Source organism: Ruegeria atlantica, assembly GCF_947495585.1.
Lineage (GTDB): Bacteria > Pseudomonadota > Alphaproteobacteria > Rhodobacterales > Rhodobacteraceae > Ruegeria > Ruegeria atlantica_G.
In genome coordinates this window covers 958257-971076 of sequence record NZ_CANLZK010000001.1, presented here as the reverse complement: position 1 = coordinate 971076, position 12820 = coordinate 958257, and the positions used below count along the sequence as shown (strand labels likewise).

Here is a 12820-nt window from a genome sequence, read left to right as displayed (position 1 = left end):
AGGGGACGGGCCCCGCAATGTCCAACCCAAATTCCGTTGAGCGCGCGAAAATACTGCGATTCTCGGCATGTTCAAGCGATTTTTCTGGAGGCCTGCTATGACAGGAAAACAGACCTATGTCACTCGTCTTTTTTCAAAGCATCGCGCAAATTCGCCAGTCCGGCAAACGGCTTTGCGTCTTCGTCCGTCATCGCCTGTTTGCCCGGCTCAGTATAGCCGGCCTGTTCCAATTCTGCGCCGTCCTTCCGTGGGTATTGGGGCAGGGCAAGTGACAGCGCCTCAACCATCACCGACGCAGGGTCGATTTCCGCGCCCAGTGCTTCGGTCTCATCGCCTTCGGGGATTTCGAATTCAGGCTCGTCGGGGTTTTGCCAGTCTTTCAGATAGACCCGTGATACAGGGATATCGATGCGCGTGGTTACGGGTTCAAGTGTCACGACACAGGGTTGAATCACCGTCGCCCCCAGTTTTCCGGCAAGAATCCAATCGCGTTTGCCCTGTGCCCTTACGTCACCCACAAAGCTGAGCTTGCGCAGGCCCAACAATCCCAGTTCGGTTTTGATCGCGTCCAGCCCCTTGCTATCGGGGCGCAGATCAAACGGTGTGGGCGCGTTTTGGGGCAGGTCGGCCACCCGCAGAGATGTATTAGTCGTCATTCGTGACCCTTTCGTGTGTTGAACCGGGGCTGCGGTTTATGTAATCGGATAGGGTCCGCAAGGTCCCAAGGCAAGAGGATGTAAATGTTGAAGGTTGTGAACAGGTTGAAACCGGCGTCCAAAAGGCTTGTCTTTGCGGCCTGTTTGGTTGCGGCTGGCGCTTGCACGCCAATCTTCAAGAATCACGGATACGTCCCGCCAGCTGACCAACTGGCTGAGATCAAAGTGGGCGTCGATACCCGCGACAGCGTTGTTGAAACCATCGGAGCGCCCAGCTCTGCCGGGCTGGTGAAGGATTCGGGTTTTTACTATGTCCGCTCTCGCGTGCGCCATTATGGTCCGAAGCGCCCCGAAGTGGTGTCGCGCGAACTGGTTGCGATCAGCTTTGATCAGCGTGGCGTTGTGCGGAATATCGAACGTTTTGGCCTTGAGGATGGGTATGTGGTGGTACTGGACCGCCGCGTGACCGAATCCAGCGTTCAGAACCGTGGCTTCCTGCGCCAGCTGTTGGGCAATATCGGCAACTTCAACCCCGCGAACATTCCGGGCGCGAATTAAGTCTGCGCCGCCTCTTGCGACGGTCACAGGACAGTCACATGTTCTGTGTTAGAACCGCTGCAACATGAAGCAGGTCAGCAACCGCGGAGGATGCGACCATGGCATTATTGCTGGGCAAGGGCAGATACCGGGCTCGTTTGGCGCAGTCCCCACAGGATGTGGAGGCGGCGCAGCAACTGCGAACTCTGGCATTTGGGACGGATCAGATTGACCGGGATGAATTTGATACGGTCTGCGCGCATATTCTTGTTGAAGACTCGCGCTCCGATGGACAGTTGGTGTGTTGTTTCAGGTTGCTGACAATAGAGCACGGGGCCGAGGTTGACCGCAGCTATTCTGCCCAGTTCTATGACCTGTCTGCCCTCAAAGGGTTCGACGGCCGCATGGTCGAAATGGGCCGTTTCTGCATTCACCCGGAATGGACAGACCCGGATATCCTGCGGGTCACCTGGGGTGCGATGACCAACTACGTGGACCAGAACAACGTCAAGATGTTGTTCGGCTGCTCATCCTTTGCAGGAACCGAAACGGTCGAGTATCTGGACGCCTTTGCCATGTTGAAGCAACGGCATCTGGCGCCAAAGCGTTGGTTGCCGCGGGTCAAGGCCCCCGATGTATTCAAGTTTGCCTCTCGCCTTCGGCGTAGGCCCGATGTGAAAAAGGCTATGTTGCGGATGCCTCCATTGTTGCGCACCTATCTGATGATGGGCGGCTGGGTCAGTGATCATGCGGTGGTGGATCGGCATATGAATACGCTGCATGTATTCACCGGGCTTGAGATCGGCGCGATTCCTCCGGCCCGTAAACGGTTGCTGCGCGCAGTGGTCCGGTAGTTTGAGTATTTTCGAAAAGGTGAAACAGGGGCGTTGACGCTTTGTGTCCACCGGTTTAGCTGGCGGCATGGCGAGAATTCCTTTGTTGCAGATGTCCGGCATATCCCTGACTTTCGGGGGCGATCCGGTGTTTTCGGGGCTGGACCTAGTGGTTCAGCCGGGCGACCGAGTCGCGTTGGTTGGGCGAAACGGGTCGGGAAAGTCGACCCTGATGAAAGTCATGGCCGGTCTGGTCGAGCCTGATCAGGGTGATATCGTGGTGCCGCCCGGAAAATCTGTTGGCTACATGGAGCAGGACCCCGGCATGGAAGGGTTTGCGACCTTGGGCGATTATGCGTCCAGCGAGTTGGAGCCGGGTGAGCTGTACAAGGTCGAACGCGCGGGCGAGGGGTTGAAGTTCGATCCCTCCCGCCCGATTGAAACCGCTTCGGGTGGCGAGCGTCGGAGGGCCGCATTGGCCAAGCTGATGGCCGAAGCGCCGGACCTGATGCTGCTGGACGAGCCGACGAACCATCTGGATATCGAAGCGATTGCCTGGCTGGAACGCGAACTGGGATCGACCCGCGCAGCCTTCGTTCTGATTTCACATGACCGTGCGTTTTTGCGCGCTTTGACCCGCGCGACGTTGTGGATCGACCGCGGCATGGTACGGCGGCAGGAACAAGGGTTTGAGGCTTTTGAAACCTGGCGCGACAAGATTTGGGAAGAAGAGGATCAACAGCGTCACAAGCTGAATCGTCTGATCAAGTCTGAAGCCAAATGGGCGGTCGAAGGTATCAGTGCACGGCGCAAGCGAAATCAAGGCCGGGTGCGGGCTTTGCAGGCCTTACGCGCTGAAAAGGCCGCGCAGATCAAACGTCAGGGATCAGCGGCAATGTCGCTGGAAGGCGGGCCAAAGTCTGGGCGAAAAGTGATTGAAGCCAAGGGGTTGTCCAAGTCTTTTGGCGCGCAGCAGATCGTTCGGAACTTTGATCTGTTGGCACAACGTGGGGATCGGGTTGCCTTTGTCGGACCGAATGGTGTGGGCAAGACAACCCTGCTCAAGATGTTGCTGGGTCAGGAACAGCCCGACGAAGGAACAGTGACGCTGGGCACCAATCTTGAGATCGCGGTTTTCGACCAGGCTCGCGCGCAGCTGGATCCCGAAATGACCCTGTGGGACAGCCTGACCGGCGATCCCGAGATGCGGGTCTCGGGCAAGGCGGATCAGGTGATGGTTGGGGGTCAGCCCAAACACGTGGTCGGATATCTCAAGGAATTCCTGTTCGATGATGCGCAGGCAAGAGCGGCCGTTAAGTCATTGTCAGGTGGCGAAAAAGCGCGTTTGCTGTTGGCGAAACTGATGTCCAAGTCCTCGAACCTTTTAGTGCTGGACGAACCGACCAACGATCTGGACGTTGAAACGCTGGACCTGTTGCAGGAACTGCTGGACGACTATGACGGCACCGTCCTGCTGGTCAGCCACGATCGGGATTTTCTGGACCGAGTTGCCACCACAACGATTGCGATGGAGGGCAATGGCCGCGCGACCGTCTATGCGGGCGGATGGTCGGACTACATCGCGCAACGGGGTGACGTTGCAGAAAAGAAAGCTGAAAAAGCAAAGACTTCGAAGTCAAAGCAAAAGCAAGAAGCGCAGCCGAAATCCGGGCTATCTTTCTCGGATAAGCATCGGCTTGAGAAGTTGCCTGCCGAGATTGCCCGCCTAGAGGCCGAAATCGGCAAGCTGGAAGAGCTTATGTCAGATCCTGAGCTGTTCACCCGTGAACCAGTCAAGTTCCAGAAGGCGACTGAGGCGCTGGTCGAACGGCAAGAGAAACTGGCCGCCGCCGAAGAAGAGTGGCTGGTGCTTGAGGAAAAGGCCGAAGGCGCCTAGCGGCGCGTCAATGGTCGGGCAGGGTTGCCGACAACCGTTTCCCCGGCCGCGACGTCTTTGGTCACAACGCTGCCTGCGCCAATAATGGCGTTGTCGCCGATGGTGACGCCGGGCATCACGATGGCACCTCCGCCAACCCAGACGTTTCGGCCAATGGTCACCGGTATCCCGATTTCCAAACCTTGTGCGCGTTCTGCCGGGTCTTTGGCGTGCTGAGCACAGTAGATCTGGGCATGCGGGCCGAACATCGAGTCATCACCGATCTGAACCTGTGCGGTATCCAGAATGACACAACCCGTGTTGAAATAGACCCGCGCGCCGAGGTGGATGTTAAGCCCGTAGGCGCAATGAAACGGAGCCTCGAGTAAGCAATCCGGCCCGACGCGAGCGAACAACGCCAGCAACTCGGGTGCCATGGCACCCCGGGCGTCAGGCGGGCAGGTGTTATGTGCGTGGACCGCGTGCCGGGCGCGGGTGCGCAGCGCCTCAAGTTCCGGGTCCAGGCATTTATACCACTGCCCGGACTGCATCTTTTCCCGCTCTGTCATGGGACAGGCTTAACGCATACGAAGGGCTCCGTCGATGCGGATGACTTCTCCGTTCAAGTAGCCCATCTCGACAATGAAACCGGCCAACCGCCCGTATTCTTTCGGATCACCCAGACGTGCAGGGTTTGGGACATCTGCCGCCAGTTGTTGTTGAACCTCTTCGGGCAGACCGGCCAGCATCGGTGTCATGAAAATCCCCGGAGCGATGGTCATCACGCGAACGCCGGTTGAGGCCAGATCGCGCGCCATTGGCAGCGTCATCCCCACGACACCGCCTTTCGAGGCTGCATAGGCCGCTTGTCCTTTTTGTCCGTCGAAGGCTGCGATTGAAGCAGTGTTGATGATTACTCCACGCGCGCCGTCCGTTTCGGGTTCGTTCTTAGCCATTTCAGCTGCGGCCAGGCGCGAGACATTGAACGTACCCACCAGATTGATGTCGATTGTGCGCTGAAACGCGTCCAAAGGGTGGGGACCATCCTTGCCGACTGTCTTGATCCCATAGGCGATCCCGGCGCAGTTCACAGTGGCCGTGATGCGACCCATCTTGCCCTTCGCGTGCTCGATTGCCGCCGCTACTGAGTTTTCATCTGTCACATCGGTCTGAGCGAAATGCCCGCCGATGTCTTCGGCAACCTTAGGGCCACGCGCGGCGTCGCGATCCAGGATGGTGACCTGCGCGCCGTGTTCGGCGAAATGACGGGCAGTGGCTTCGCCCAAACCCGAAGCGCCACCTGTGATGACTGCGGCGGTGGTCGACAATTGCATGGTGGTCTCCTTTGTTCGGATATGAACGTGTGTTCATTTAATCCGATGAAGCCTGACCTGTCTACAGATTTGAAGGGGTTAGGGGCAATTCTCAAAACATCCTCAGAAGACATTTAACTGAGCTTAATGCGCAGGTCTCATATCGAGACGCAATGGCGTGAGGCGTCGAGGGGGCGCCGCTTAGCGAGTAAGGAGAGCTATATTATGAAGACCAGGACAAAACCCGGGCTGGCGGTATTGGTCGCAGCCCCGTTTATGGGGGCTTTGGTGGCAAGCAGCGCAAGCGCGTCCACCGAGGCGTGCGATTGGAGAACGGCGCGGGATGCTGCCAACAAGGGCGACTATACGACGATGTGTGACTGCACACATGTAACTCCGAGTTTCCTGAAGCGCCTGCAGAACCGGTCGGATTTTGCAACAACTCTGCGTAACACCAGCGCGCAATGCCCCGGACTGGCGTCATTGCTGACCGATCTGCCGACCAGTTCGGTCGCTGGGTTCTTTAACCGCGGAGAAGACCGGAGCGGCGATCAGTTTGCCGAGGTTGACACGGGCAACAGAGGCGAAAACGGCGAAGGCGGCGGCAATGATAGCCCCGGTGGCGGCGGTGGCAATGACGGCCCGGGCAACGGCGGCGGCGGTGACGGCCCCGGTGATGGCGGTGGCGGCGACGGCCCCGGTGATGGTGGTGGCGGCGACGGCCCCGGTGATGGTGGCGGCGGCGACGGCCCCGGTGATGGTGGTGGCGGCGACGGCCCCGGTGATGGTGGCGGTGGTGACGGCCCTGGTGACGGCAACGGCGGTGGCAATGGCGGCGGCGGCAATGGCAACGGTGGCAACAACGGCGGCGGTCACGGCGGCGGCAATGGCAACGGTGGCAACAACGGCGGCGGTCACGGCGGCGGCAATGGCAACGGCGGCAACAACGGTGGTGGCCATGGCGGCAGTAACGGAAACGGTGGCAATAATGGTGGTGGCCATGGTGGCGGTCACGGAAACGGTGGCAATAACGGCGATGGCCATGGCGGCGGTCACGGAAACGGCGGCAACAACGGCGGACCTGGCAATGGCAATGGAAACGCCGGAAACTCTGGCAATGGCGGCGGCAACAACGGCGGCTCTGGTCCTGGCACCGGCAACGGTGGCAGCAACAATGGCCAAGGAAAGGGCGGCGGCGGTCATGGGAACGGCGGCAGCAATGGCGGAGGCAAGGAAGAGCGCTAGAAGCGGCCCTTCCAGCAAGCGTCCACAGCAAAAAGGCCACCCAGTCGGGTGGCCTTTATCTCTTTTTTGAACGATTGTCTGGTTAGCCCAATTGAACCAGTGCATGGCGCTTTTTGCCCGCGCTCAGCTTGATCGGGGAAGACAGCGCGCCCGCATCGATCATCAGCCCGGCATCGGTTAACGGCGCGTCGTCTAGCTTGGCACCGTTTTCCGCGATCAGCCGTTTGGCCTCTTTACCGGACTTTGCCAGACCCGACTTCACGATGACCTGCACGATGGACATGCCGTCGCCCAATTCATCCGCGCTGAGGGTCAAGGTCGGAAGATCATCCCCAACGCCACCTTTTTCGAACACTTCCCGCGCAGTGGCCGCGGCGTTGGCCGCAGCCTCGGCACCGTGCAGCAAGGCGGTGACCTCGTTGGCAAGGCGGATTTTGGCCTCGTTGATCTCGGACCCTTGCAGTGCGCCCAGTCGATCACACTCATCCACCGGCATTTCGGTGTAAAGCTTCAGGAACCGGCCAACATCCGCGTCAGTCGTATTCCGCCAGAACTGCCAGAATTCGTAAGGCGAGCGCATCTCGGCGTTCAGCCAGACCGCACCGTCCTGAGATTTGCCCATCTTCTTGCCATCACTGGTGGTCAGCAAGGGCGACGTCAGGCCGTAGATCTCATGATCCAGCACCCGACGCGTCAGGTCGATACCGTTGACGATGTTGCCCCACTGGTCACTTCCACCCATCTGTAGAACGCAGCCATAGCGGCGGTTCAACTCAAGGAAGTCATAGGCCTGCAGGATCATGTAGTTGAATTCAAGGAAGCTCAACGATTGCTCGCGGTCCAGACGCGATTTCACCGATTCAAACGCCAGCATCCGGTTGACCGAGAAATGCCGCCCGATATCGCGCAGGAAATCAAGGTAGTTCAGGCCATCCAGCCATTCGGCATTGTTCAGCATCAAAGCCTTGTTTTCGGCATCGCTGTCATAGTCGATATAGGCCGAGAACACCTTTTTGATGCCCGCAATGTTCTCGTCGATCTGTTCGGGACCCAGCAGGGGGCGTTCATCCGCACGGAACGACGGGTCGCCCACCTTGGTGGTGCCGCCGCCCATAAGGGTGATTGGCTGGTGGCCGGTTTTCTGGAACCAGCGCAGCATCATGATCTGGATCAGGCTGCCCACATGCAACGACTTGGCCGTCGCATCAAAGCCGATATAGGCCGGTTTGCACCCACTGATCAGCGCCTCGTCAAGGCCCTGATAATCGGTGCAGTCGGCGAGAAAGCCGCGCTCGATCATCGTGGCGATGAAATCCGATTTGGGGTGGTAGGTCATATCGTGCCCTTTGGGTTTATGTTGCGGGGCACTGTATAGGCGGCGCTTTGGGTAAGGAAAAGGCACCATTTCCAAGAAAACGCGGGCTGTGTCAGCTTTTGACCGGGGGCAGGCGGAAGGCATAGAACATTGCGATGGTGTTCAACACCACAAGGACAACAATCGGCGTGATCGGATCATGCAAATGTGCGACTGCGCCAAGGATCGCAGCAAAAACAATTCCAACGAGGCCAGCGCTGACATCCCCTAGTGCAACCAGGTAGGGGCGCTCTTTTTCAACGCTCATCTGAATGAGATACAGGTAGCGCCCATAGATCACCCCATTCCCGCCCAACGATAGCAGCAGGATCACCAGTGTGTAGACCCAGACGTTCTGAGCGTAGCCGAAGAACGTAAAGCCAAGCGCCATCAGGGCCGAGATTGCGGCGATCATGCACCCCAGCCACATCACAGGTTTGACCGAGACACGATCGCTGAGCCATCCCCACAAAAGCGAACCGATCACCATTCCAAGGCTGGCCCCTATGACAAAATAGCTGAGCGAATGCTTGGTCCCCATATGCAGCGTCGCAGCATGGATTGTGTAGAAGGGCATCGCCAGCTCGACCGATACAAAGATCAGTCGGGCCGAAAGAAACTTGCGATACCAGGGATAGGCCATGCCGGTTTTGAATCCGGTCGCCAGCTCGGCCAGGGGCTTGGGTTTTTTATTCGGCTCCGGCAAAGGGGCGCGCTGTTCATCCTCAAGCAGTCGCACCCCTGCAAAGGCAACACCTGCGGCAAACATGGCAATCACGCCGCACCACAGAACGACGATGTGGCGCTGCATCGGTTGGTCCCCGGACAGCAGGTCGCGCGTGATCAGAACGACGATGATGGCCAAAACGCCCGAGATGGTTGCCTGCGCAAACACCATCCGGTTCCGTTTCGCTTCGGGGACTGAAATGCCGTAGATCTGGCTGGTTCCAAGGCTGGTAATCCCCTGGCACAATCCCAGGACCATCGCAGTGATCAGGAACAGCAGTACGATCATCACACTGGGCAGTTTTGTTGAAAACAGGGCCACCGCCGCCAGTACCGCGGCTGTCAACAAGTTGGGTGCGTAAACGGCCAGCTTGGCGCGGGTTGCCCGGTTAATGAAAGGTGCGACAAAGATCTCGGCAACCAGGCGCGATCCGGTGACAAAGGGCAGAAGCATTCCTGCAAAAAACGTTGGTGCGCCCAGAGCCAGATACAGGAACGGCAGCACCAGATTTGGGTTGATCAACTGCCCTCCGATCGTGGCCAGAGCGCCGGACCAGAAGATCAGAAAATAGTTCCGGTCTTCGGATGGTTGTTTCTGCGAGTATGTGTCTGCCATATGTACCTAAAACTGATTTGTGTTCCTTATACCAAATTGTCGGGAAAAAGCGCGACCCTCGTATGATCTGGCTTGCCTTGGGTTTAGCTGAACGGGCAGGTTAAACAGACTGTACCGATCAACCATGACGGTACCACGGAGTTCGGCAGGAGAGATACGCGTGGGGCGGGCCATCAAACGAACAGGTGCGATCAGGGTTTTGGGCGCGATGTCCGGCACCTCGATGGATGGGGTGGATGCTGCGGTCGTCGAAACGGACGGGCACCGGATTATCGGATTTGGTCCAAGTGGGTATCGTGCCTACTCCGACGACGAGCGCGCTGTTCTGCGCGCCGCTTTAGGGCAGTGGCACGGGCCGGACGTGGATGCTGCGGCAGAGCTTGTTACCCTGGCCCATGCCGAGGTGCTGTCTGAATTCGATGAGGTCGACCTGATCGGTGTGCACGGCCAAACTCTTGCGCATGAACCGAGCGGGCGTGGGACGTTGCAGGTGGGCGACGGGAAAGGGCTGGCTCAGGCATTGGGCGTGCCAGTCGTCTGGGATTTCCGCAGCGATGATGTGGCGATGGGCGGCGAAGGCGCCCCGTTGGCGCCGTTCTTTCACTTTGCCTGCGCCAAGTGGATCGAGGCAACCCAGCCGCTGTGCTTTTTGAACCTTGGCGGTGTCGGGAACCTGACTTATGTGGACCCCAGTTTCGATGGCCCCGAAGCCCCCGGCGCGTTGCTGGCTTTCGACACTGGTCCCGCGAATGCACCGGTTGACGATCTGATGCAGGCGCGTTTGGGCCTGCCGATGGATCGCGACGGAGCCGTCGCGCGCGGTGGCACCGTTGAGACAGGCGCGCTCGAACTGTTTTTGTCCGAGCCTTTTTTCACCCGTATGCCGCCGAAATCACTGGACCGGAACGACTTTTCCGAGATGATCAAACTGGTGCAAGAGCTTAGCGATGCGGACGCGGTTGCCACGCTTACCGGCATGTGTGCAGCAGGCGTGGTGCAGGGGATGGAACACTGCCCCAAGCCGCCCTCGCGTCTGTTGGTCACCGGAGGCGGTAGACACAACCCGGTATTGATGGAGATGCTGCGCGTTGCATTGGACTGCCCGGTTGAACCGGTCGAGGCCGTGGGTCTGGACGGAGATATGCTTGAAGCGCAGGCTTTCGCCTATCTGGCGGCACGCGTCGCCCGCAGGCTGCCGACCTCGTGTCCGGGAACAACGGGTGTGAAGGCACTGGTTGGTGGTGGGGTTGTGAGTTCGGTTGCGAATGGGGCGGTGGGTTAAAAGCAAATTGCCCGGTTTCTGCTTTGCGGGACAAACCTGCCATTAAGTCGGAGGGTGTCTAGGTCCGCTTTTGGATCAACCTATATGATCTGTTGCAGCGCAGGCGCGAAATAATGCACTTTCCCTACCAAGTCTCTCTGATGAAGAACGCCGTCCAAAAACTTATGCTGGGAGTAATTGTCTAAATAGCGCTGCAATCGACCATTAGTTGATTGAAAGCTTCCACCAAGCCATCCACAATTTCTCCTTGAAGCGATATTGGCCTGAGAAATGGACTTTGTGATTGGCCCATTGGACAATATTCGACAGTACTTAGCGAATGAAAACTGTCCACGTCATTCTGCAAAAGAAATTTTTCATTCGCAGCAATTGCCGCATGTTGGCCCCAGCCCAATTGTGCGCGCGCCGAACTTAGAAGATTATCTTGTTCTTGGTCAATTTCTCCGGCCCTTGTCTTCCACTTACCTTTAGGTTCCAGTTCAATGCGGAACCGCCACTCACCGTTGACCTCACGGGCATATCTATCAAGATATGTCGCAGTGTGATGCCGAAGATCAACGAAATAACTGTTCGCCTGAATTGTTCCTCCTTGGGAACACCCTTCGCTATCTCTCCTGTGGAACCTTACGATGCATTGATCAATAGATGCATCAAGTTGATCAAAGCGGGAACCTTCATAAGCCCGTTCTAATGCGCTTGAAACTCGGCTACTGGCTTCATCAGATAAGACGGCCTGCGGAATAAGAAGCAACAAACTTGCGTTGACCGTTGTAGCAAAAAATTTCGCTAAGGGAGGCTTCACGGAATCTCTCCTGCTTTGAATATGCTTTTATTGCTCCATGTTAGGGTTGTATGGGTCAAGTTACAATTTTGGCTGCCGGCGCTCAAATGTTCGACGGAGCACCAATGCGGCCATCTGTACTGAGCGCGGCATCGTGCACTAAGGGCTCAAAGCAGCCTTTCCGTAAACAACTAGTTGAATGATTGGTGCTTCACGCTTCGTGCATAATTACTTGTAAACTGGGAGTATCCGTCCGAAGTCGACTTCAAATGTTCCCGCGCCCAGCTGTGCAATGCAGGCAGCTGGTGGAAGGGCGCATTCGGAAAGGCGTGGTGCTCGGCGTGGTAGGGCATGTTCCAGGCCACAAAACGCACGATGCGATTGGTGAACGTGGTGCGCGAGTTTTCGAGCATGTTGGCGACTGGCGGGCACAAGCCGTGTTCCGCCAGTAGATAGAGGCGCAGGAATGGTTGCCCCAGCAGAACGGGTAAAATCCAAAGCGAGAAGAGCAGCGGCGACAGGAGTAGGCTTAGGGCTGCGACTACGTAGAGTATCAACAACAGACGTGCCTCAGCCCGCATGGCGGTGTGTTGGCGCGCAGGTAAGTACGGGGCGTCGATGCGACCAAAGGCGTTTTGATACAGGACATGTGCCATGCCTTTCCAATAGGGCCAGCCGGACAGATAGATCAGAAGGCTCAACCAGTCGTTCGGTCGTGGCTTACTGCCAAGCTCGGGGTCTTTCTCCGGGTGGTTAGTCCATTTGTGGTGCGCAAGGTGAAAATACCGAAACCACGTAAAGGGCAGGGCAATCGGGACTGAAACAAGATGTCCGACAGCGTCGTTCAGCCAGCCGGTCTTGAACGGGGTCTTATGGGTGCATTCATGGCTGAGCGTGAACAGAAACACCAACAAGACACCCTGTGGCAGGATCAGGAGCGGCCAGAGAGGGACCCGCCACGCGATACCCGCGCTGGTGAGGGACAGTAACACCAGATAACCCAGCAGATGCCGCAGACCTGCTGCATCCGAGCGCCGTTGTAGCTGATCTTTGGCCTCAGGTGGCAGCGACGCTATGAGGGCGCGGTGATCCATGCATCATCCGCGCGTTATGTCGAACCCTGGCTCGGCCAGTTCGAACCCGTCAAACTGGAACCCGGGTGAAACAGTGCAACTGACCAACGTATAGTCTCCGGTGGTGCGCGCCGCCTGCCAGTGGTTTTCGGGCACGATTAGTTGCGGTGCGCCTTGCGACAGATCCGGGCTTAGTACGTGGTCGGTAGCAGGGCCGTCATTTGTTGCGCTCAGCGAAAGGATCAGCGGGGCGCCGGAGTGGTAGAGCCAGATTTCGGTCGCGTCCACGCGGTGCCAGTGGCTGCTTTCCCCTGCGGCCAGCAGGAAATAGATGCAGGTCCCGGTGGCGCGGCCCGCGTTATCTGCGCGCCAGGTTTCGCGAAACCAACCACCCTCGGGGTGTTGTTCCAGTTTCAGGTGGTCGATGATCTCTTGTGCGGTCATGGGGCCTCTTGTCTTTTGCGATGATTATGCACGGGAAGGTGCGATCCGCTATGGTATTCGTGTGCGCAAGGAATATGTTTGCCG

General features: G+C 57.9%; 13 protein-coding genes. 5 read left to right on the top strand and 8 right to left on the bottom strand.

The window, feature by feature from the left end; translation table 11 throughout:
- Positions 1 to 119: 119 nt before the first annotated feature.
- Entirely contained in the window at positions 120 to 656 is a 537-nt protein-coding gene (locus QMP16_RS04765; RefSeq protein ID WP_282120524.1) for a YceD family protein, read from the bottom strand.
- An 84-nt stretch (positions 657 to 740) separates the two neighbouring features.
- On the opposite strand from QMP16_RS04765, the gene QMP16_RS04760 reads away from it, so the two are divergent.
- The 3 genes from QMP16_RS04760 (at position 741) to QMP16_RS04750 (ending at position 3923) form a co-directional block, all read left to right on the top strand.
- Positions 741 to 1214: an outer membrane protein assembly factor BamE gene (locus QMP16_RS04760; RefSeq protein ID WP_058274497.1), complete on the top strand. Its 474-nt coding sequence runs from the start codon at positions 741 to 743 to the stop codon at positions 1212 to 1214.
- 98 nt (positions 1215 to 1312) lie between these two features.
- On the top strand, positions 1313 to 2047 hold the full coding sequence (locus QMP16_RS04755; RefSeq protein WP_282151410.1) for a GNAT family N-acetyltransferase: 735 nt from the start codon (positions 1313 to 1315) through the stop codon (positions 2045 to 2047).
- A gap of 67 nt (positions 2048 to 2114) precedes the next feature.
- Positions 2115 to 3923, top strand: a complete 1809-nt coding sequence (locus QMP16_RS04750) for an ABC-F family ATP-binding cassette domain-containing protein (RefSeq protein WP_432653394.1) — start codon at positions 2115 to 2117, stop codon at positions 3921 to 3923.
- Here QMP16_RS04750 and QMP16_RS04745 read toward each other — a convergent pair.
- Together QMP16_RS04745 and QMP16_RS04740 are read right to left on the bottom strand one after the other, a co-directional pair.
- Complete coding sequence (locus QMP16_RS04745) at positions 3920 to 4471, bottom strand: sugar O-acetyltransferase (protein WP_282151409.1); 552 nt, start codon at positions 4469 to 4471, stop codon at positions 3920 to 3922. The two genes, QMP16_RS04750 and QMP16_RS04745, sit on opposite strands and share 4 nt — an antisense overlap.
- A gap of 9 nt (positions 4472 to 4480) precedes the next feature.
- Entirely contained in the window at positions 4481 to 5236 is a 756-nt protein-coding gene (locus tag QMP16_RS04740) for a 3-hydroxyacyl-CoA dehydrogenase (RefSeq protein WP_282151408.1), read from the bottom strand.
- A 204-nt stretch (positions 5237 to 5440) separates the two neighbouring features.
- Between QMP16_RS04740 and QMP16_RS04735 the strand changes: the two genes are divergently transcribed.
- On the top strand, positions 5441 to 6460 hold the full coding sequence (locus QMP16_RS04735) for a hypothetical protein (RefSeq protein WP_282151407.1): 1020 nt from the start codon (positions 5441 to 5443) through the stop codon (positions 6458 to 6460).
- Between the two features lie 82 nt (positions 6461 to 6542).
- Here QMP16_RS04735 and tyrS read toward each other — a convergent pair whose 3' ends face one another.
- Complete coding sequence (tyrS, locus tag QMP16_RS04730; protein WP_282151406.1) at positions 6543 to 7796, bottom strand: tyrosine--tRNA ligase; 1254 nt, start codon at positions 7794 to 7796, stop codon at positions 6543 to 6545.
- 91 nt (positions 7797 to 7887) lie between these two features.
- Positions 7888 to 9156, bottom strand: coding sequence for an MFS transporter (locus QMP16_RS04725; protein ID WP_282151405.1), 1269 nt, complete (start codon positions 9154 to 9156; stop codon positions 7888 to 7890).
- A 208-nt stretch (positions 9157 to 9364) separates the two neighbouring features.
- Between QMP16_RS04725 and QMP16_RS04720 the strand changes: the two genes are divergently transcribed.
- On the top strand, positions 9365 to 10438 hold the full coding sequence (locus tag QMP16_RS04720) for an anhydro-N-acetylmuramic acid kinase (RefSeq protein ID WP_432653393.1): 1074 nt from the start codon (positions 9365 to 9367) through the stop codon (positions 10436 to 10438).
- Between the two features lie 181 nt (positions 10439 to 10619).
- Here QMP16_RS04720 and QMP16_RS04715 read toward each other — a convergent pair whose 3' ends face one another.
- The 3 genes from QMP16_RS04715 to QMP16_RS04705 all read right to left on the bottom strand — a co-directional run bounded on the left by QMP16_RS04715 (position 10620) and on the right by QMP16_RS04705 (position 12736).
- The gene (locus tag QMP16_RS04715) at positions 10620 to 11240 is read right to left on the bottom strand and encodes a hypothetical protein (protein ID WP_282151403.1); all 621 of its coding nucleotides are present in this window, start codon (positions 11238 to 11240) and stop codon (positions 10620 to 10622) included.
- Between the two features lie 170 nt (positions 11241 to 11410).
- Positions 11411 to 12313: a fatty acid desaturase gene (locus QMP16_RS04710; RefSeq protein ID WP_282151402.1), complete on the bottom strand. Its 903-nt coding sequence runs from the start codon at positions 12311 to 12313 to the stop codon at positions 11411 to 11413.
- 3 nt (positions 12314 to 12316) lie between these two features.
- Positions 12317 to 12736, bottom strand: coding sequence for a cupin domain-containing protein (locus tag QMP16_RS04705; RefSeq protein ID WP_282151401.1), 420 nt, complete (start codon positions 12734 to 12736; stop codon positions 12317 to 12319).
- Between the last annotated feature and the right edge of the window lie 84 nt (positions 12737 to 12820).